The organism is Rhodococcus sp. 1168 (assembly GCF_002091955.1).
Lineage (GTDB): Bacteria > Actinomycetota > Actinomycetes > Mycobacteriales > Mycobacteriaceae > Rhodococcoides.
On the sequence record NZ_MKKY01000073.1, the window covers coordinates 133,757 to 151,988 of the forward strand.

The window sequence follows — 18,232 nt, forward strand, 5'->3', positions numbered from 1 at the left end:
TCGAGTTCTCATCGCATATCCGCCTCGTCTGCACGCACTGCCCATTCGGCAAAGCGCTCGCCCTCGTTGCGGTTCTTCACGAACTGTCGTACGACGCGATCGATGTAATCACCCATCTCGACGCTCGTGACCTTGTGTTGGCGTAGCTTTCGGCCGAACGCAGTGTCGAAGCCGAGGCTGCCGCCCAGGTGAACCTGGAAGCCCTCGACCTGATTGCCATTGCCGTCGTCGACCAGCTGTCCCTTGAATCCGATGTCCGCGACCTGCGAGCGGGCGCAGGAGTTGGGGCAACCGTTGATATTGATCGTGATCGGTACGTCGAGTTGGGCGTTGATGTCTGCCAGACGCTCTTCGAGTTCGGGCACGAGAACCTGTGAGCGCTTGCGTGTTTCGGCAAACGACAGCTTGCAGAACTCGATGCCGGAGCAGGCCATCAGGTTCTTGCGCCAGTGCGACGGCCGAGCCGGCAAGCCCAGGGCGTCGAGGTCGGCGATCAGTGGCTCGAGAGTTTCTTCGGCCACGTCGAGGATGATCAGCTTCTGGAAGGGCGTGAAGCGGATTCGGTCACTGCCGGCCTTCTCTGCGGCGTCGGCAACCCGAGCGAGAATGGTTCCCGAAACGCGGCCCGCGATCGGCGCGAAACCGACTGCGTTGAGTCCGTTCTGGGTCTTCTGGATGCCGACGTGGTCGATGGGCCGGTTCGGCTTCTCGGGTGCCGGGCCGTCGATGAGGGGACGCTTCAAATATTCGGTCTCGAGGACTTCGCGGAACTTTTCGATTCCCCAATCCTTGATGAGGAACTTGAGCCTGGCCTTGGCGCGCAGACGGCGGTAGCCGTAATCGCGGAAGATCGATACGACACCTTCCCAGACGTCGGGAACCTCGTCGAGCGGAATCCAAGCGCCGACCCGCTGAGCGAGCATCGGGTTGGTGGACAAGCCACCGCCGACCCAGAGATCAAGTCCGGGACCGTGTTCCGGGTGGTTCACGCCGACGAACGCGACGTCGTTGATCTCGTGGACTACGTCCTGCTGGCCAGAGATCGCAGTCTTGAACTTGCGGGGCAGGTTGGAGTAACGAGGGTCGCCGATGTAGCGGCGCACGATCTCGTCGATAGCGGGGGTGGGATCGAGTACCTCGTCGAGGGATTCGCCGGCCAGGGGAGAGCCGAGAACGACGCGGGGGCAGTCGCCGCAGGCTTCGGTGGTCTTCAGACCGACGGCCTCGAGGCGCTTCCAGATCTCCGGTACGTTCTCGACCTCGATCCAGTGGAACTGGACGTTCTCGCGGTCGGACAGGTCGGCGGTGTTGCGGCCGAACTCCTGCGAGATACCGGCGATGGTCCGCAACTGCTCGAGGTTGAGAGAGCCTCCGTCGCATCGCACTCGCATCATGAAGTACTTGGCTTCGAGAAGGTCGACGTTCTCGTCACCGGTGAACGTGGCGTCATACCCCTCCTCGCGCTGGGTGTAGAGGCCCCACCAACGGAAGCGTCCACGCAGGTCGCTCTTGTCGATGCTGTCGAACCCCTGCTTGGAGTAGATGTTCTCGATGCGGGCCCGCACGTTCAGCGGGTTGTCGTCCTTCTTCGCCTGCTCGTTGGCATTGAGGGGTTCGCGGTATCCGAGGGCCCACTGACCCTCGGCGCGGCGCTTGGTGGGCCGTGCGGTGCGCTCTCTGGGTGCAACTTCAGGCGATTTCACACCGGTCACATCGGTTGTCGCGTCGGTTGTCGACGACATCAAAGGCTCCTGCATCTTTTCTCTGCCGGACGGTGAAGGGGTGGGGGATGAAACTCACCGCTTGCACACGCGTTCGGTTGGATCGGGGGCTTTGTGAGAAGAAACGTGCTCAGTTCGAATTCCGAGCGGGGATGAGCGAGCGCATCGAACGAGACGCAGAGCTCAGCTACACACTCTTACGGCATCGACACGAAGAACTGCAGACACGCTTGAGATCGACGTGGCGTCGTGCCACCAATCGGATCCCAGAGTCGTTCACGGAGCCTATTGTGCCACGTCATATGGCAAGTACCGACCGCGGCGACCTATTTACCTCGATTTTGGGGTAAATAGGCTGGCAGAGCGCCTGAATATAGGAATGCTGTCCGCGTGGTGAGCCGGCTCCTCAGGTTCTGGGACACTGGAGAGCGTGAACCTTCCCGCCTCGCCCGCAGTCTCACTCGAACTGCCAGATGCGGCGTTCGACGGCGTCGGTTCGCGGCCTTTCGGGATCTACGTGCACGTGCCCTTCTGTGCGACACGATGCGGCTACTGCGATTTCAACACCTACACCGCCGGGGAGCTCGGAACATCGGCATCGCCGGAGTCGTGGCTCACCGGATTGCGTCGCGAACTCGATGCCGCAGCCTCGCTCATGAACGATCGTGCAGGATCGGTGCCAACTGCTGACACGGTCTTCGTCGGCGGGGGTACGCCCTCGCTGCTGGGTGGGGACGGACTCACCGATGTGCTGAACGCCGTTCGTGGCAGCTTCGGGCTGACGACGGGGGCCGAGGTGACGACGGAGTCCAATCCGGAATCGACGTCGCCGACATTCTTCGAAAAACTTCGCGCAGCGGGCTTTACCCGGATTTCGCTCGGCATGCAGTCGGCCGCCCCGCACGTACTCGCCGTACTCGATCGAACGCATACACCCGGACGCGCTGTTGCGGCGGCGAAAGAGGCCCGGGCAGCGGGCTTCGACCATGTCAACCTCGACCTCATCTACGGGACCCCAGGTGAACGCGCGGAGGATCTCGACGCCTCCCTTGCTGCTGTTCTCGAGGCGGGCGTCGATCACGTGTCGGCCTATGCGTTGATCGTCGAGGATGGAACGGCCATGGCGCGCAAGGTTCGACGCGGCGAGCTACCCGCCCCCGATGATGACGTGCTGGCCAGCCGGTACGAGCGGATCGACGCGGTGTTGTCCGGTGCTGGACTGCACTGGTACGAAGTGTCCAACTGGGCAACCGACGACGCTGCCGAATGCAAACACAATGTCGGCTACTGGGATGGCGGAGATTGGTGGGGAGCCGGTCCTGGCGCGCACAGCCACATCGGTGGAACCAGGTTCTGGAACATCAAGCACCCCGCTCGCTACGCGGACCGGTTGGAAGCAGGTGAGTTCCCCGTCGCCGGCAGTGAACTGCTCACGAGTGCGGACGTTCACCTGGAAGAGCTGATGTTGAAGATCCGTCTACGAACGGGACTGCCGGCCGGTGTGCTCGCAGACTCCGAGCGCGCGGCGGCCGAGCAGTTGGTGGTCGACGGTCTGATGGTGGTCGAGCACGATCGTTATGTCCTCACCGATCACGGCCGTCTGCTTGCCGACGCGGTCGTCCGCACTATCGCTGCGTGATCGGGCGTTCGTTCACCGACGAGATCAGCACTGGAAACTCACGCACTCAGTGCGTCGTAGTCGAACACGCGGGCATGTAGGACCGTCCTGTTGCGCAGGGCCGCACGCACGGCTCTGTGCAGGCCATCTTCGAGGTAGACGACCCCGCGATAGTGGACCGCGTGCGGGAACAGATCGCCGTAGAAGGTCGAGTCCTCGGACAGAAGGCGGTCGAGTTCGAGAACCTTCGTGGTGGTGACTATGTCGTCGAGGCGGAGTTGGCGGGGAGGAATTTTCGACCAGTCCCGCAGAGACAGGCCGTGCTCGGGGTACGGCTTTCCGTCGCGAACACCTTTGAAGATCACGCCGTGACCCCCGATTCGGTGTAGTTCGTCACAGCTATGTCCGTTGTCGCAGTCGAGTAACCCACTTGTCCACACTAAGGCCTAGCGGTGGGTACTGCTCCACGGCCACTAGACTCGGCAGGCGGGTCGGTCGGGGGAGTGCAGTCAGCGGGCTGTTCGCGCCCCGACCCGGTGTATGTCATGAGCAGAGCAGATGTGGAGGTGGATACCGATGTCGGGCACTGATGACCGTCGGTTCGAAATTCTTCGGGCCATAGTTGCTGATTACGTCTCCACCCAGGAGCCTGTCGGGTCACGCGCATTGGTGGAACGCCACAACCTCGGTGTGTCCAGCGCAACAGTGCGTAACGACATGGCGGCGCTGGAGGCCGAGGGCTACATTGCACAGCCTCACACCAGCTCCGGTCGGGTACCGACCGACAAGGGTTACCGGCAGTTCGTCGACCGCATCGCCGACGTCAAACCACTCTCGCCTGCCGAGCGACGTGCCATTCTCGAGTTCCTGGAGAACGGCGTAGACCTCGACGATGTTCTCCGCCGCGGAGTTCGACTACTCGCACAGCTCACTCGCCAAGTGGCCGTCGTTCAGTATCCGACGTTGTCGGTGTCTTCGGTTCGCCACCTCGAAGTAGTGGCGCTCACCCCCGCCAGGCTCCTCCTGGTGCTCATCACGGACTCCGGACGCGTCGATCAGCGCATCGTCGAACTGGGCGATGTCATCGACGACGAGAACTTGGCGAAACTGCGCAGATTGCTCGGTGGAGCGCTCGAAGGAAAACGTCTCGCCGCGGCGTCGGCGGCGGTGGCCGAACTCGCTGAGAATGCGCCCGAACCCCTGCGCGACGCAATGATCAGATCTGCGACTGTGTTGGTCGAGTCCCTGGTAGAGCACTCGGAGGAACGTTTGGTGCTCGGCGGAACCGCCAACCTGACTCGAAATGCTGCCGATTTTGCAGGTGACGCCGGCTTCCCCGGTTCGTTGCGTGCTGTTCTCGAAGCATTGGAAGAGCAGGTCATCGTGCTCAAGCTGCTCGCTGTGACACAGGACACGCGAACTGTGACGGTGCGAATCGGTGAAGAGACGCAGGTCGAGGAGATGCGCGGAACTTCGGTGATTTCCACTGGGTACGGTTCGGCTGGCATGGTTCTGGGGGGTATGGGAGTGCTGGGCCCCACACGCATGGACTATCCGGGAACAATTGCATCGGTCGCCGCCGTTGCGAGGTATATCGGCGAGGTTCTCGCCGAGCGCTGATCACCGGACAACAGACATTGCTTGCCGCACCGCGATAGCGGAGGTAAGCGCAGACCGGATCGACAAAAACGAAAGAGACTTACGTGGCACGGGATTATTACGGGACGCTCGGTGTGAGCCAGAAGGCCTCGGACCAAGAGATCAAGCGCGCCTACCGCAAACTTGCGCGTGAACTCCACCCCGATGTGAATCCGGACGAGAGCGCGCAAGCCCGATTCAAGGACATCTCCACTGCCTACGAGGTCCTCTCCGATCCCGAGAAGCGACGCGTCGTCGACCTCGGTGGAGATCCACTTCAGCAAGGTGGCGGCGGCGGAGCCGGCTTCGGTGGTGGAGGCTTCGGCGGCGGACTCGGAGATGTCTTCGAAGCATTCTTCGGCGGACAGGGCGGCGGCAGTGGCCGCGGACCTCGTGGTCGCGTACAGCCGGGTGCCGACTCGCTGCTGCGAACGAAACTTACGCTCGACGAGTGCGCGACGGGTGTCACCAAGCACATCACCGTCGACACGGCGATCCTGTGCGACCTGTGTACCGGTGCGGGCACCAACGGTGACTCCAAGCCCGTGACCTGTGAAACTTGTGGTGGAGCAGGCGAAGTACAGTCCGTTCAGCGTTCCTTCCTCGGTCAGGTCATGACCTCGCGGCCGTGCCCGACCTGCCGCGGAGCCGGGGAGACCATTCCCGACCCGTGCCGCAAATGTGGTGGCGACGGTCGCGTTCGATCGCGTCGAGACATTTCGGTCAAGGTCCCGGTCGGTGTCAGCAACGGCATGAGGATTCGACTCGCTTCTCAGGGTGAAGTCGGCCCGGGCGGCGGACCTGCAGGCGACCTCTACGTGGAAATCGTCGAGCAGCAGCACGACGTGTTCGTCCGCGACGGCGAAGATCTGCATTGCACGATTCGTGTCCCGATGGTGGACGCAGCGCTCGGTACCTCGGTGTCGGTCGACGCGATCATTGACGGACCGACTGACATCGTCGTCGATCAAGGTACTCAGCCCGGAGCTGTCGCCGTACTGCGTGGTCACGGCATGCCGAAGCTCCGGTCCGGAATTCGAGGCGACTTGCACGCGCACCTCGAAGTCGTGGTGCCGTCACGTCTGGACCACAAGCAGACTCAGCTCCTCGAGGACCTGAAGGCCCTGCGGGACCGTGATGCGGCCGAGGTCGTCACCATCGGTTCCCAGCACAGCGGTGGGCTGTTCTCGAGGCTTCGGGAAGCGTTCAGCGGTCGCTGACGATGGCGGCCACCGTTTTCTACCTCGATCCCTTGCCTCAGGTCGGCAGCACCGCTGTACTGGACGGGAAAGAAGGCCACCATGCCGCTACGGTGCGGCGGATTCGAGTAGGGGAGCGAATCTTGCTGTCCGACGGGCACGGCGGGGTCGCCGACACCGTCGTGATCTCCGCCGAGCGTGATCGCCTCGAAATGACGGTCGATGCTCGATTCGACATGCCGCGGCCGACACCATCGGTGGGGCTCGTCCAGGCGCTGCCCAAAGCAGATCGCTCGGAGTTGGCCGTAGAACTGGCGACCGAAGCGGGCGTCGACTCCATCGTGCCGTGGCAATCCTCCCGATGCGTCGCGCGTTGGGAAGGTGCGAAAACAGCCAAGGGCGTCGCTCGGTGGCGCAGTACGGTTGCCGCCGCGGCCAAGCAGTCCCGAAGGCCGTTCGTTCCGGATGTCGCCGAACTCCATGACACGACGGCGGTACTCGAACTCGTCCGTGAGGTCGTCGCCCGCGGGGGAATCGTTGCCGTTCTCCATGAATCGGCAACCGAGCGATTCTCGGAGTTGCCGCTGCGTTCGGTGAGCGAGGTGCTGTTGGTGGTAGGTCCCGAAGGTGGTTTGGACGACAGTGAAGTAGGCAAATTGACTGCGGCCGGAGCCCGAACGGTCGTGTTGGGTCCGACGGTTCTGCGGACCTCGACCGCTGCGGCCGTTGCACTGGGCGCGATCGGTGTCTCGACGGACCGCTGGGCGCAGCAGCCTCTCGACTTTCGTGAGCCGTAGTGCAGCGAACCAAAATCAGCTACGGCGAGCACGAGGAACAGTTCGGCCACCTTTATCTTCCGGAGCGCTCCGCCACTGAAATCGGCACTCCCGTACCCGTGGTCATGATCGTTCACGGCGGATCCTGGAGTGGTCAGTACAGCTCCAGCCTCGGCACCCGGTACGCCGTCGAATGTGCGCGAGCAGGTGTCGCAGCCTGGAACGTCGAGTATCGCCGCGTCGGCGCAGGCGGTCTCTGGCCCGAAGTGAGCAACGATGTCGGCGCAGCGCTCGACGCACTGATCGGCATAGCCGCCGAACTCGATTCGATCTCACTCGATCTCGCAGACATCCGAGTGCTCGGGCATTCGTCCGGGGGACACCTGGCCGCGTGGCTGGCAGGCAGGCGCGGCGGCGCGCTGACCCCGTCGCTGGTCGTCACGCAGGCAGGTGTTCTGGACTTGGTGACTGGACCGGCATCGGGAATCGTCAATCCTGCCGTTCGTGCGTTGCTCGACGCCGACTACGAGGACGCGCCCGAGTTGTATCGGTCGGCGTCGCCGCTTCACCGCATTCCCACCGCGATCCCGATGCACTGCATTCACGGATCGCTCGACACGCTGGTACCGGCGTCGCAGAGCGAACTCTATGTAGCAGCGGCACACGCTGCCGGTGATCACGCCGAACTGACGATCGTTCCTGGTGAGGACCACGTCGCGTTCCTCGAGACCGGGTCGCAGAGCTGGCAGCGCTCGGTGACTGCGGTGCTCGCCGGTACCGGCAGGTAAATGGGAATGCTGTTATTCGCATGCGCGTTAAACTCGAATCAGGCCCCGTCCATTTCATGCTCGTCGACATCGGAAAGCAGGCCAGAGCCACCACGTGAGTGAACACAGCGAACTTCCCACCGAACGCATGGTTCGGTCCAGCATGGAGCTTGCGCCCGAGGCAGTTCTCCCGCTGCTCGGACCCTCCGATGAGAACCTGCGGACACTCGAGCAGCTTTTGAACGCCGACATCCATGTCCGAGGAAACGTAGTCACTTTGAGTGGCAAGGTCACCGACGTGGCCCTCGCCGAGCGTGTCATCTCCGAATTGGCCGCCGTCGCCAAGCGCGCGCAGCCGCTGACCGTCGATGCGGTACGCAGGGCAGTGGGCATGATGACCGAAGGTGTCGCGGAGTCACCGGCCGAAGTGCTGAGCCTGGACATCCTTTCTCGTCGAGGCAAGACCATCCGGCCGAAGACTCTCAACCAGAAGCGCTACGTCGATGCGATCGACACCAACACCATCGTCTTCGGTGTCGGCCCTGCTGGTACCGGCAAGACCTACTTGGCGATGGCCAAGGCGGTCCAGTCGTTGCAGGCCAAGCAGGTCAGCCGCATCATTTTGACGCGGCCGGCAGTGGAAGCTGGCGAGCGTCTGGGCTTTCTGCCAGGTACTTTGCACGACAAGATCGATCCGTACCTGCGCCCGCTGCACGATGCACTGCACGACATGATGGATGTCGAGGCGATTCCCAAGCTCATGCAGGCAGGTGTCATCGAGGTCGCTCCGCTGGCATACATGCGCGGTCGAACCCTCAACGACGCGTTCATCATTCTCGACGAGGCGCAGAACACCACCGCCGAGCAGATGAAGATGTTCCTCACCAGGCTGGGGTTCGGCTCGAAGATAGTGGTAACCGGCGATATCACTCAGGTCGACCTGCCCGGTGGCGCACGTTCAGGTCTACGGGCTGCGTCGGAGATACTCAACGACGTCGATGACATTCATTTTGCGCAGTTGACCAGTAGCGACGTGGTTCGACATCGTCTGGTGTCGGAGATTGTCGACGCTTATGAGCGGTTCGAATCCACCAACAACCAGGATCTCTCGCTGAGCAATCGGGCACAGCGACGCTCTGGAGGGCCGCGCTCTGCTCGCCGATAGAATTTGCTCGAAAGTCCCTTGTCGAAAGAGTGAGCAGCAATGAGCATCGAGGTGTCCAACGAATCGGGGATGGAAGTCTCCGAAACGGATCTCGTAAGTGTGGCCCGGTTCGCTATCGCCAGCATGGACGTGCATTCGGCGGCCGAGTTGTCGATGGTTCTCGTCGATTCGTCCACCATGGCGGACCTGCATATGCGGTGGATGAACCTACCGGGCCCGACGGATGTGATGTCGTTCCCGATGGACGAACTCGAGCCCGGCGGTCGTCCGGATTCTCCCGAGCCGGGACCGTCGATGCTCGGCGATATCGTGCTGTGCCCGTCCTTCGCCGCAGACCAGGCAGCAGCGGCCGGCCATCCTCTCGAACACGAGTTGGCACTGCTCACTGTCCACGGCGTCCTGCATCTACTCGGCTACGACCACGCCGAACCGGATGAAGAAAAAGAGATGTTCGCTCTTCAGAATCGAATTCTGGCGGAATGGTACGAGGATCTCCGTCGCGCAGAAGAAGCCGAAGTGCAGGCCGCCAGAGACAGCCGACTGCTCGGCAAAACCGGCTTCGTCGGCGGCGACAACCTGTGAGCGATGCGCCTGCGCTGATAGTGGCAGCAGTCGTCCTCGTACCGATCGCAGGTTTGTTCGCAGCCGCGGATTCGGCTCTGAACACCGTCTCACGGGCCCGCGTCGAGGACATGGTCAAAGATGGTCGCCCGGGCGCTATCGGTCTTCTCACCATCGTCGCGGACCGCCCTCGATACGTGAATCTGACGGTCCTTCTTCGCATCCTGTGCGAAATCGCTGCCACAGTTCTACTCGCGGGTGGGCTGATAGGTCTTCTCGACGAAACGATTGCACTTCTCGTCACTGCCATCGTGATGGTGTTGGTCAGTTACATTGTCATCGGTGTCGGTCCCAGAACGCTCGGACGCCAACACGCGTACTCGATCGCACTGTTCGCGGCACTTCCGCTGAGAGGCCTCGGCTGGATTCTCGGTCCGGTGAGCCGCGTGCTGATCGTGATCGGCAACGCGATCACGCCAGGGCGCGGATTCCACAACGGCCCGTTCGCATCCGAGATCGAACTGCGTGAACTGGTCGACATGGCCCGTGAACGCGGCGTGGTTGCAGACGACGAGCGCCGAATGATCCAGTCCGTCTTCGAACTCGGTGATACCTCGGCTCGCGAGGTGATGGTTCCGCGGCCGGAAATGGTGTGGATCGAGTCCGACAAATCAGCGGGACAAGCGACTTCGCTCGCCGTGCGCAGTGGGCATTCCCGGATTCCAGTGATCGGTGAGAACGTCGACGACATCATCGGCGTCGTATACCTGAAAGATCTTGTGCAGCAGACGTACTACTCCACCGATGGCGGACGCGGTGTGAAGGTGACCGACGTCATGAGGCCGGCAGTATTCGTACCGGATTCCAAGCCGTTGAACAGTTTGCTCGCCGAAATGCAGCGTGACCGTAAGCACATGGCCGTGCTCATAGACGAATACGGCGGAACTGCAGGACTGGTCACCATCGAGGACGTGTTGGAGGAAATCGTCGGAGAGATCGCCGATGAGTACGACGCAGGTGAAGTTGCCCCCATCGAAGACCTGGGTGACGGACGGTATCGGGTATCTGCGCGGGTGCCACTCGATGACGTCGGTGAGTTGTTCGACATCGAGATCGAATCCGAGGACGTCGACACCGTTGGTGGCCTCCTGGGGTACGAGCTCGGACGCGTACCGCTTCCGGGCTCGCGTGTGGAGTCACATGGCTTGGCATTCACCGGCGAAGGCGGAGCCGATCAGAAGGGTCGAGTGCGAGTCACGACCGTTCTGGTGGAGAGGTTCGAGAACGATCACGATGAGGAGTCGTCGACAGAAGCGTCCGATGCCTGAACTGTGCGGTAGAACGAATACAACCATCCCGGCCGCATCGCGCGGCGGGAAGAGCTGGGAGGTGCTCGATGTCTGATTCGAGCGAAGAGGATTTTCGGTCCGGATTCATTTGTTTCGTCGGTCGGCCGAACACCGGAAAGTCGACGCTGACAAACGCGCTCGTCGGTTCCAAGATTGCCATCACTTCATCGCGTCCGCAGACCACGCGTCACACCATTCGTGGCATCGTTCACCGCGAGAATGCCCAGTTGATTCTCGTCGATACCCCTGGATTGCACCGCCCGAGAACCCTTCTCGGGCAGCGGCTCAACGATCTGGTGCAGGATACGTATTCCGAGGTCGACGTTATCGGACTGTGCATCCCGGCGGACGAAAAAATCGGGCCGGGTGACCGCTGGATTCTCGAGCAGGTTCGCCACATCTCACCGAAGACGACGCTGATCGGCATCGTGACCAAGATCGACAAGGTCAAGAAAGAACGCGTCGTGCAGCAACTCATGGCTCTGTCGAAGTTGCTGGGGGACAGCAGCCACGTGATTCCGGTGTCCGCCGAATCGGGTGAGCAGGTGGAGAAGCTGGTCGCCCTGCTGGCCTCCGAATTGCCACCCGGCCCCGCCTTCTACCCGGACGGGGAACTGACGGACGAGCCCGAAGAAATTCTGATGGCGGAGTTGATCAGAGAAGCCGCGCTAGAAGGTATTCGCGACGAGCTTCCCCACTCGTTGGCAGTTGTCATCGATGAGATCACTCCCCGCGAGGGCCACGACAACATGCTCGACGTCCACGCAATTCTCTACATCGAACGCTCGAGTCAGAAGGCGATCATCATCGGCAAGGGTGGTGCTCGGTTGAAAGAGGTCGGTACCAACTCGCGCCTGCAGATCGAGAAGCTGCTCGGTACTCGCATCTACCTCGACCTGCACGTCAAGATCGCCAAGGACTGGCAGACCGATCCCAAGCAGATGGGCAAGCTCGGGTTCTGATTCAGTGGGGCCGAGCCCTCGGCTAGATCGCGTCCTCGGCTAGATCGAATGGTGTTCGAGGAGGGTGTGCACGTGGTTGCGCCGACGAGATCGGCAACTGTGGTGATGCTTGTGCCGGGGTCCACGCATCCGCTGCACGAGGTGATGTAGCTCCAGGACAAGAGAACTCATGTGCCTGCCTTCCTTCTGTGGACCCCGGCCGCAGCACAGGGAGTCAGCTCATAGCCTTGGCCTTCAAGGTGTCGAATTCGGCCTGGTTGATGGTGCCGGCGTCGAGCAGTGCCTTGGCGTCGGCGATGTGCTCGGCAGAAGACTTGCCGGCGACCTCTCGGATGTACTGATCGGTAGCCGCCCTCGACGTCTGCTGCGCCTCGATTTGCCGAGTTGTCATGCCACGACCTCGCGCGATGACGTAAACGAAGGCCGTGAGATACGGAATCGCGACAAGCAGGATGATCCAGATGACCTTGACGAAACCGGACATGTTGCGATCACGGAACAGGTCGGCGACAACTTGGAACAGGATCATCAAATACGCGACGAACGCGAACACGATCAGCGTGTACCACATCAGATCCCAGAATGAATCGATCATGTTTCGAACTCCTTCGAACTTGGACTGGTTCGAGCTCTCTCGCCGATCCAACTCTAGGATTCGGCGGGTGTTGCGGCGTCATCCGAGGCGGGTGAGGTCTGTGTCTATCTCGGTGCCCATTTGTGGGCCTGCTCAGGGGTCGACTTGCTCTGTGAGTGTGCTGATCGACGACCTGCGATCGATGCAGATTCACGACCAATGTCACCCGGTACGAATGATGCAGTTACGCGTGGAGCCGCGAAAGGTCATCGGTGAGGGAGTAGTTGCTTGGCCCTGATTGTGCCCACGGGAGAAGAGGCCGAACATGGATTCACCAGGCTCGGAACAACCACTGAGCACGACCGAGCGAAGGGAGCTCGACAGTCTGCGGCGAGAGCTGGCCGAACTGCGCGGGCAGCGCACGCCGGTCGCGGTACCTCGATCTGGCACCGGACACTCGACCGTGCGCTGGATCGCAGCGATCTTGCTTCTCGTCCTGGTAGCGGTACTGGGATTCTCCGCCGTACTTGCACGGTTCGCCAGCAGCGAGATCCTCGATGCCGACCGTTACGTCGAGACGGTGACGCCGCTGGGTTCGAATCCGGTGCTGCAAGGTGAGCTCGCAGATCAAATCACCAACGAGATCATGACGCGTCTCGATGTCGAGTCGATCACCGCCGAAGCGCTGACCTCGATCACCGAGACCGCGCCTCGCGTGCCACCGGCGGTTGTCGGTCTCGCCCCGGTCATCGCGGATCAGGCCGAGTCGTTCGTGCACAAGACAGTTGAGTCGCTGGTGTCCTCCGACGAATTCGAAACACTGTGGATTCAGGCCAATCGGGAGGCGCACCAAGCCTTGACGGCCGTGCTGACCGGCAACACCCGAGCGGCCGTCGTGATCAGCGACGATGGCACAGTGAGCATCTCGCTCACCCCGATCATCGACAAGGTGCGTGCCAAGCTGACCGAGCGTGGGTTCGCGTTCGCGGAAAAGATACCTTCGATCGACAAGTCCTTCGTACTGTTCCAGGCACCCGACCTGGTCAAGGCGCAACGCGCAACATCGTTGCTGGACAAAGCATCCGGGGTGCTTCCGTGGTTGACTTTGCTCGCAGCGGTGGGCGCGGTATGGGCTAGCCCGAAGGGCATGCGCAGACGGGCAGGTGCGCTCGTCGGAGTCAGCCTGGCCGTGGCCATGGCGCTGCTCGCCATTGCGATCAGCATCGGTCGGTCGCTGTATCTCGATGCGGTCCCGGCCGACGTGTTGTCCCCGCAAGCGGCGACGGTGCTGATCGACACGCTCCTGGTGCCGCTGAAGACGACCTTGCGCGCGGTATTCGTGCTTGCAGTGGTGATCGCAATCGTCGGTTATCTCACCGGTGCATCAGGATCGGCAGTGGCGGTTCGCTCCGCGTACGGCAGAGGCGCCGATGCGATCAGGGTCCGTGCAGGCGGACGGGCGCCGAACCGGTTCGAGTCCGTGGTCGCGCAGTTGCGCCTCCCTCTTCGTGCGGCAATCGTCGCGATCGCAACAATGACGTTGGTGTTCTGGAGGTACCCCTCTGGTGCTGTTGTAGCAGTGACAGTCCTCGTCGCCGTCGCAGCTTTGCTCGTTGTGGAGCTGATTGCGCGGCCCGCGCTCAGTGGGGTTTCGCCGGGCGACGCCCGACCGACATGATGCGGAACCTGTTCGAAAACAGTGTGTTCGGGACTACGTATCCGGCGGCAACCGACTCTTCGACACCGTCCGGAGGGGTGCGGTCATGACCTGGGCGGTGCCCGCTATCGCTGCTCTCCTGATTGCGTTCGCCGCGATCTCTGGACGCATCGACGGAACCCCGATCACTGCGCCGATCGTCTTCACCGTTGGAGGCCTGGCGCTGGGTGTAACCGGGTCCGATTTGATCGAATTGGATCATGCCGGTGAAGCGGTCAAACTTCTCGCCGAACTGACTCTCGGCCTGGTGTTGTTCGTGGACGCCTCGCGGATCGACTTCGCCGCACTACGCCGCCAACTTGCACTGCCTACGCGACTACTAGCAATCGGGCTTCCGGGGACGATCGCGCTCGGAATGGTTGCCGCACTCGTAATTTTCGACGAGTTCTCGCTGCCGGAAGCGATTCTGCTCGCCGTCGTTCTCGCCCCCACCGATGCCGCGCTCGGGAAGGCTGTGGTGACTCTGCCGTCGCTACCGACGGTGGTCCGTCAAGGTCTCAACGTCGAGAGCGGGCTGAACGACGGCATCTGCGTGCCGATCTTCTTGGTCGTGCTTGCGATTGCACACACGGAGACCGGAACGATCGGAGGTGGTGCCGCCGCCGTCCTGGTTCTCGAGCAGATCGGCTACGGTGTCGCCGCCGGCATCGTCGCGGGAGCCGTTGCGGGAACTGTGCTCGTCCTCGCCGGACGTCGAAACTCGATAGACCCATTGTGGATTCAGATCGTCCCGGTAGCGGCTGCTGCTCTCGCCTATACCGCGGCCGTCGGGGTCGGTGGCTCCGGGTTCATCGCAGCATTCGTCGGAGGGCTGGCGTTCGGAGTCATCCGCAGGCGGGCCGGCGGCGACGTGTCACACCTGATCGAGGAATTTGGGGATCTTTCCAGCGCAGTGACATTCATCGTCTATGGTGCAGTCTTACTCGGGCCCGCACTCGGTAGTCTGTCCTGGGCCGTACTCGGGTATGCCGTTGTGAGCCTCACCGTTGTCCGCATGCTGCCCGTCGCAGTGGCAATGATCGGTCTGCACGCCGGGGCGCCGACCGTTGGGTTCGTCGGGTGGTTCGGGCCGCGTGGTCTCGCTACCATCGTCTTCGTCATCCTCATCGTCGAAGAACCTCACGAATTGCCCCATGAGAGTCTTCTACTGACCACCGCGGTGATCACGATCGGGCTTTCCGTTCTGGCCCATGGACTTACCGCGGCCCCGCTCGCCGGGCGATACTCGACGTGGGACCGATCGTCCTCTCAGCGCACGTGAGCGCGTCGCTGCGGCCGAGCGAGCTGGAAGAGCCGAACCCAGTCCATCGCTGGTGCGGACGGGCGAACTCCGGGACGAATAGTCGGGACGCGGACGCGGAGAGCGCGCGGGGTGATGCTGCAGCGCACCGGGGTACCGAGCATGAGAGCCTCACCGTCGACTCCGACCGGAATCATCAGCTCGTCCGCGTCGACGGTGATATCGCCCGAGACATGTTGAGTCAGTCCGTGTCGATGTGTACGGTCACCGCGAACAACGCCAGCGTCCGTGCGCCCGCGAACGCGATGAGCACGGCCACCGCGCCGATCACGGCCCGGGACGACCAGCGTTGCCTGACAGAAGAGCGTTGTTCGTAGCGAAGACTCATAACGACACCTCAGTAATCAGCGTGCTTCTACATCGACGACGCCAATGCCCGGTGCGCGCTGTGCGCGTCGCCCACCATGGGCGACTTTGCCCGCACCCACCTCTACGGATCGCCCGGGGTCGACGGATCGGTTCGCTCGGGGACCAGCGCAGGTTCTGGGCCGCGAAGAATCCGGCCGATCGGTCCTTCGTCGAGAGCAAGGGCCTTGGTGACAGCAGCGGCACCGACGATGATGATGGAATATCCGAACAACAAGCTGATCGAAGTGAACACCAAACCCCACTGGCCGAACTGTGCTTCGGCTGTCTCGGTGATCCGGGGGAGGAAGACGCGTCCTCCGGCGCGAAAAGCAGTGAGCCCCGCCGCAGTGATAGCACCGGTGGCCCATAGCACTCGGCCCGATACCCAGCCTGCCGTCAGCAGGTGTGGGGTGAGTACCCACACGAGCATCTACACGGCGAACTCCACCACAAGCGCCAGGGGTCTGCCGACGAACCTGAGTTCGGCAACAGCGCGTGCAGTTCCGAGCAGCGGTACCGACATAGCGACTGTGAACAGGACTGCCATCCACCGCCAAGCATGATTGAGACCACTCGGCGGCATGTTCCAGATTTTCGCGTATATCCGGGTGAGGGTGCGAGCGAACGAGGTGCCGCTGATGACGACCATCAATAGTCCCACGACGCCGAACGCGGCAAACGAAGGATCACTCGCTTGTAATCCACCACCTCCGAGGGGTCCGCCGGCCGGGTCGAATCCGAATTGATCGTCGATTCCGTGCGCGACGATGTCACCGCCGGTGAGCGTCGTGCCCACAATGATGACGGGGAGAACCGACGTGAAGATTTTGGCAGCGAGCGTCATTGCACGATCGAAGAGTTCGATTGCCACGATCTCCTCGATCACCCGCCGAAACGTCCTGCCGAGAGGGGTTCCCTCGAACCAGCCATCTGCTTCGGCTCGCGCGTGGCGAGCCTCTCGGGCCAAAGCCACAGACAATTTTGTCGGCCTCACCCTGATGACTCAACTCCGGTTCGGTGAGTGTGTCTTCGTCCGTGGGAGATGAAGTGGATGTAGTTCGGTGGTGCCGCTCACCACCACTGTTCCGGTCGCTCGAGGTGCCACTGCAGCACGTTCTCCAGTTGTGCGGCAACGGAGACCAGCAGTGGCTCAGAGGATTCGTAGCCCATCAATTGCAAACCGATCGGCAGGCCGTTCGCGGTGAAGCCGGCCGGAATGTTCACACTCGGCCATCCGAGAACGTTCCACGGCCACGTGTAAGGACAGTGTTCGGTGATGATGCGGTCGGTCTTGCTGTTGGTCTTGTCGTCGATTGCTTCGATCAGCGGCGGTGGAGTAGCCGTAGTCGGAGCCAACACAATGTCGTAATCGTCGAATATTCGGCCGATACGACGCCGGATCCGCGGTTCCGCGGCGCGGGCTGCGCGCAGCGGGGCACCGGAAAGGACACGCCCGTGTTTTGCGTTGGCACGGGTCCGCGGATCGGCCAGCGACGCATCCGGGAGCTGATCGAGCCAGGCTGCCACACCGGCCAGTGAACGGGGAAGGAAATTGAGCCCTAACGTGATTCCGTATTTCGGATCGTCCACGACCACGTGATGGCCAAGTGAGCGCAGCACCGCAGCCATCTCGTAGGCCGCCGCCGAGATCTCGGGGTCCAGTTTCGAGGGTGTCGGAATGAACGGCTTGCGCAGGCTCAGCGCGATCCTGAGCGGACCTGGATTGCGACCGACGGAGTCCGAGACCTGCAACGGAGCGGGCTTGTGCAGATCGCCGTCGTGACTACCCGAAACGATATCGAGCAGAAGTGCTGCATCGGCGACCGTCCGCGCCAGCGGGCCGATGACGGTGATGCCATTGAAGGCCTCGGGCTGCGGCCACGTCGAGATGCGTCCGCGCTGCGGTTTGATCCCGACGAGATTGGTCCACGACGCCGGAATGCGCACCGAGCCCGCACCATCTGAACCCAGCGCAGCCGAAACCAATTCGGCGGCAACCGCCGCCGAGCTCCCGCCGGACGAACCACCGGGCGTGTGCGTACGACTCCAAGGATTACGAGTGTGCCCGAACGCGCTTCCACCGGTGAGCGGCCACTGTCCGAGCTCCGGACTGTTCGTTTTACCGACGATGACGGCACCGGCGTCGCGAAGTCTGCGTACCACCTCCGAATCGGCGGTTGCCCGTGGGAACTCCCCGGCACACCCGAAGGCCGTAGGTTCACCAGTGACATCGACGTCGTCCTTGACCGCGATCGGTACGCCCAACAGGGGAGCTGCGTGCCCCGCTGCACGTAGTCGATCAGCTTCCCAGGCCTCCTGTAGTGCGGCGTCACCTCGCACTATGCGGAACGCATTCAGAGATGGCTGGCTCTTCTCGATTCGGTCCAGCGACTCGGTGACGGCCGCAGTCGAGGTGATGCGGCCTGCTGCGAGTGCTGCGGCTTGTTCGACGAGGGTCGCACGAGAAAAATCCACGCCTGCACAGTATCGAACCTGTGCGAGGGAGATGGGAACCGTCGGACCAGCGTGGGAGTATT

The 18,232-nt window shown here is 62.2% G+C and carries 19 protein-coding genes; 11 read left to right on the top strand and 8 right to left on the bottom strand.

Annotated elements, in window-relative coordinates; all coding sequences use genetic code 11:
• Positions 1-8: 8 nt before the first annotated feature.
• On the bottom strand, positions 9-1,742 hold the full coding sequence (locus BJI47_RS16775; RefSeq protein ID WP_088944857.1) for a nitrite/sulfite reductase: 1,734 nt from the start codon (positions 1,740-1,742) through the stop codon (positions 9-11).
• A gap of 409 nt (positions 1,743-2,151) precedes the next feature.
• Here BJI47_RS16775 and hemW point away from each other — a divergent pair, with 409 nt between their 5' ends.
• On the top strand, positions 2,152-3,360 hold the full coding sequence (gene hemW, locus BJI47_RS16785; protein ID WP_088944779.1) for a radical SAM family heme chaperone HemW: 1,209 nt from the start codon (positions 2,152-2,154) through the stop codon (positions 3,358-3,360).
• A 38-nt stretch (positions 3,361-3,398) separates the two neighbouring features.
• On the opposite strand, the gene BJI47_RS16790 is transcribed toward hemW, so the two are convergent.
• Positions 3,399-3,704 (bottom strand): type II toxin-antitoxin system VapB family antitoxin, encoded by a 306-nt coding sequence (locus BJI47_RS16790; protein ID WP_084344746.1) that lies wholly within the window; start codon positions 3,702-3,704, stop codon positions 3,399-3,401.
• 211 nt (positions 3,705-3,915) lie between these two features.
• Between BJI47_RS16790 and hrcA the strand changes: the two genes are divergently transcribed.
• The 8 genes from hrcA to era all read left to right on the top strand — a co-directional run bounded on the left by hrcA (position 3,916) and on the right by era (position 11,756).
• On the top strand, positions 3,916-4,959 hold the full coding sequence (hrcA, locus tag BJI47_RS16795) for a heat-inducible transcriptional repressor HrcA (RefSeq protein WP_084344866.1): 1,044 nt from the start codon (positions 3,916-3,918) through the stop codon (positions 4,957-4,959).
• 83 nt (positions 4,960-5,042) lie between these two features.
• Positions 5,043-6,197, top strand: a complete 1,155-nt coding sequence (gene dnaJ, locus BJI47_RS16800; protein ID WP_088944780.1) for a molecular chaperone DnaJ — start codon at positions 5,043-5,045, stop codon at positions 6,195-6,197.
• Between the two features lie 2 nt (positions 6,198-6,199).
• Positions 6,200-6,973, top strand: a complete 774-nt coding sequence (locus BJI47_RS16805) for a 16S rRNA (uracil(1498)-N(3))-methyltransferase (RefSeq protein ID WP_088944781.1) — start codon at positions 6,200-6,202, stop codon at positions 6,971-6,973.
• Positions 6,973-7,740, top strand: a complete 768-nt coding sequence (locus BJI47_RS16810; protein WP_088944782.1) for an alpha/beta hydrolase — start codon at positions 6,973-6,975, stop codon at positions 7,738-7,740. The genes BJI47_RS16805 and BJI47_RS16810 overlap by 1 nt, the downstream gene beginning before the upstream one ends.
• A gap of 127 nt (positions 7,741-7,867) precedes the next feature.
• A complete protein-coding gene (locus tag BJI47_RS16815) occupies positions 7,868-8,884 on the top strand; it encodes a PhoH family protein (RefSeq protein WP_176224927.1) in 1,017 nt (338 codons plus the stop codon).
• 39 nt (positions 8,885-8,923) lie between these two features.
• Positions 8,924-9,466, top strand: coding sequence for an rRNA maturation RNase YbeY (gene ybeY / locus BJI47_RS16820; RefSeq protein ID WP_084344756.1), 543 nt, complete (start codon positions 8,924-8,926; stop codon positions 9,464-9,466).
• Complete coding sequence (locus BJI47_RS16825) at positions 9,463-10,773, top strand: hemolysin family protein (protein ID WP_088944784.1); 1,311 nt, start codon at positions 9,463-9,465, stop codon at positions 10,771-10,773. The genes ybeY and BJI47_RS16825 overlap by 4 nt, the downstream gene beginning before the upstream one ends.
• Before the next feature lie 68 nt (positions 10,774-10,841).
• Positions 10,842-11,756: a GTPase Era gene (gene era / locus BJI47_RS16830; RefSeq protein WP_088944785.1), complete on the top strand. Its 915-nt coding sequence runs from the start codon at positions 10,842-10,844 to the stop codon at positions 11,754-11,756.
• 214 nt (positions 11,757-11,970) lie between these two features.
• Here era and BJI47_RS16835 read toward each other — a convergent pair whose 3' ends face one another.
• The gene (locus BJI47_RS16835; RefSeq protein ID WP_088944786.1) at positions 11,971-12,351 is read right to left on the bottom strand and encodes a PLDc N-terminal domain-containing protein; all 381 of its coding nucleotides are present in this window, start codon (positions 12,349-12,351) and stop codon (positions 11,971-11,973) included.
• Positions 12,352-12,655: 304 nt separating this feature from the next.
• Between BJI47_RS16835 and BJI47_RS16840 the strand changes: the two genes are divergently transcribed.
• Together BJI47_RS16840 and BJI47_RS16845 are read left to right on the top strand one after the other, a co-directional pair.
• Positions 12,656-14,008 carry a hypothetical protein gene (locus tag BJI47_RS16840; protein WP_088944787.1) on the top strand — a complete coding sequence of 451 codons (1,353 nt, stop codon included), beginning with the start codon at positions 12,656-12,658 and terminating at the stop codon, positions 14,006-14,008.
• Positions 14,009-14,093: 85 nt separating this feature from the next.
• On the top strand, positions 14,094-15,308 hold the full coding sequence (locus BJI47_RS16845; RefSeq protein ID WP_088944788.1) for a sodium:proton antiporter: 1,215 nt from the start codon (positions 14,094-14,096) through the stop codon (positions 15,306-15,308).
• Here the strand turns inward: BJI47_RS16845 and BJI47_RS16850 are convergent.
• The 5 genes from BJI47_RS16850 to BJI47_RS16860 all read right to left on the bottom strand — a co-directional run bounded on the left by BJI47_RS16850 (position 15,296) and on the right by BJI47_RS16860 (position 18,170).
• On the bottom strand, positions 15,296-15,484 hold the full coding sequence (locus BJI47_RS16850; protein WP_088944789.1) for a hypothetical protein: 189 nt from the start codon (positions 15,482-15,484) through the stop codon (positions 15,296-15,298). The two genes, BJI47_RS16845 and BJI47_RS16850, sit on opposite strands and share 13 nt — an antisense overlap.
• A 44-nt stretch (positions 15,485-15,528) precedes the next feature.
• A complete protein-coding gene (locus BJI47_RS24165) occupies positions 15,529-15,675 on the bottom strand; it encodes a hypothetical protein (RefSeq protein WP_176224918.1) in 147 nt (48 codons plus the stop codon).
• Between the two features lie 102 nt (positions 15,676-15,777).
• Positions 15,778-16,125 (bottom strand): hypothetical protein, encoded by a 348-nt coding sequence (locus BJI47_RS24740; RefSeq protein ID WP_254900647.1) that lies wholly within the window; start codon positions 16,123-16,125, stop codon positions 15,778-15,780.
• Positions 16,126-16,668: a hypothetical protein gene (locus BJI47_RS24745; RefSeq protein ID WP_254900648.1), complete on the bottom strand. Its 543-nt coding sequence runs from the start codon at positions 16,666-16,668 to the stop codon at positions 16,126-16,128. It lies immediately after the preceding gene.
• Between the two features lie 98 nt (positions 16,669-16,766).
• On the bottom strand, positions 16,767-18,170 hold the full coding sequence (locus tag BJI47_RS16860) for an amidase (RefSeq protein WP_088944790.1): 1,404 nt from the start codon (positions 18,168-18,170) through the stop codon (positions 16,767-16,769).
• Positions 18,171-18,232 lie beyond the last annotated feature (62 nt).

Coding starts and splice junctions, on each gene's coding strand:
- BJI47_RS16775 (WP_088944857.1), bottom strand. CDS start 1,742: ATGTCGTCGACAACCGACGCGACAACCGATGTGACCGGTGTGAAATCG.
- hrcA (WP_084344866.1), top strand. CDS start 3,916: ATGTCGGGCACTGATGACCGTCGGTTCGAAATTCTTCGGGCCATAGTT.
- BJI47_RS16805 (WP_088944781.1), top strand. CDS start 6,200: ATGGCGGCCACCGTTTTCTACCTCGATCCCTTGCCTCAGGTCGGCAGC.
- BJI47_RS16815 (WP_176224927.1), top strand. CDS start 7,868: ATGGTTCGGTCCAGCATGGAGCTTGCGCCCGAGGCAGTTCTCCCGCTG.
- ybeY (WP_084344756.1), top strand. CDS start 8,924: ATGAGCATCGAGGTGTCCAACGAATCGGGGATGGAAGTCTCCGAAACG.
- era (WP_088944785.1), top strand. CDS start 10,842: ATGTCTGATTCGAGCGAAGAGGATTTTCGGTCCGGATTCATTTGTTTC.
- BJI47_RS16835 (WP_088944786.1), bottom strand. CDS start 12,351: ATGATCGATTCATTCTGGGATCTGATGTGGTACACGCTGATCGTGTTC.
- BJI47_RS16840 (WP_088944787.1), top strand. CDS start 12,656: ATGGATTCACCAGGCTCGGAACAACCACTGAGCACGACCGAGCGAAGG.
- BJI47_RS16845 (WP_088944788.1), top strand. CDS start 14,094: ATGACCTGGGCGGTGCCCGCTATCGCTGCTCTCCTGATTGCGTTCGCC.
- BJI47_RS16850 (WP_088944789.1), bottom strand. CDS start 15,484: ATGATTCCGGTCGGAGTCGACGGTGAGGCTCTCATGCTCGGTACCCCG.
- BJI47_RS24165 (WP_176224918.1), bottom strand. CDS start 15,675: ATGAGTCTTCGCTACGAACAACGCTCTTCTGTCAGGCAACGCTGGTCG.
- BJI47_RS24740 (WP_254900647.1), bottom strand. CDS start 16,125: ATGCTCGTGTGGGTACTCACCCCACACCTGCTGACGGCAGGCTGGGTA.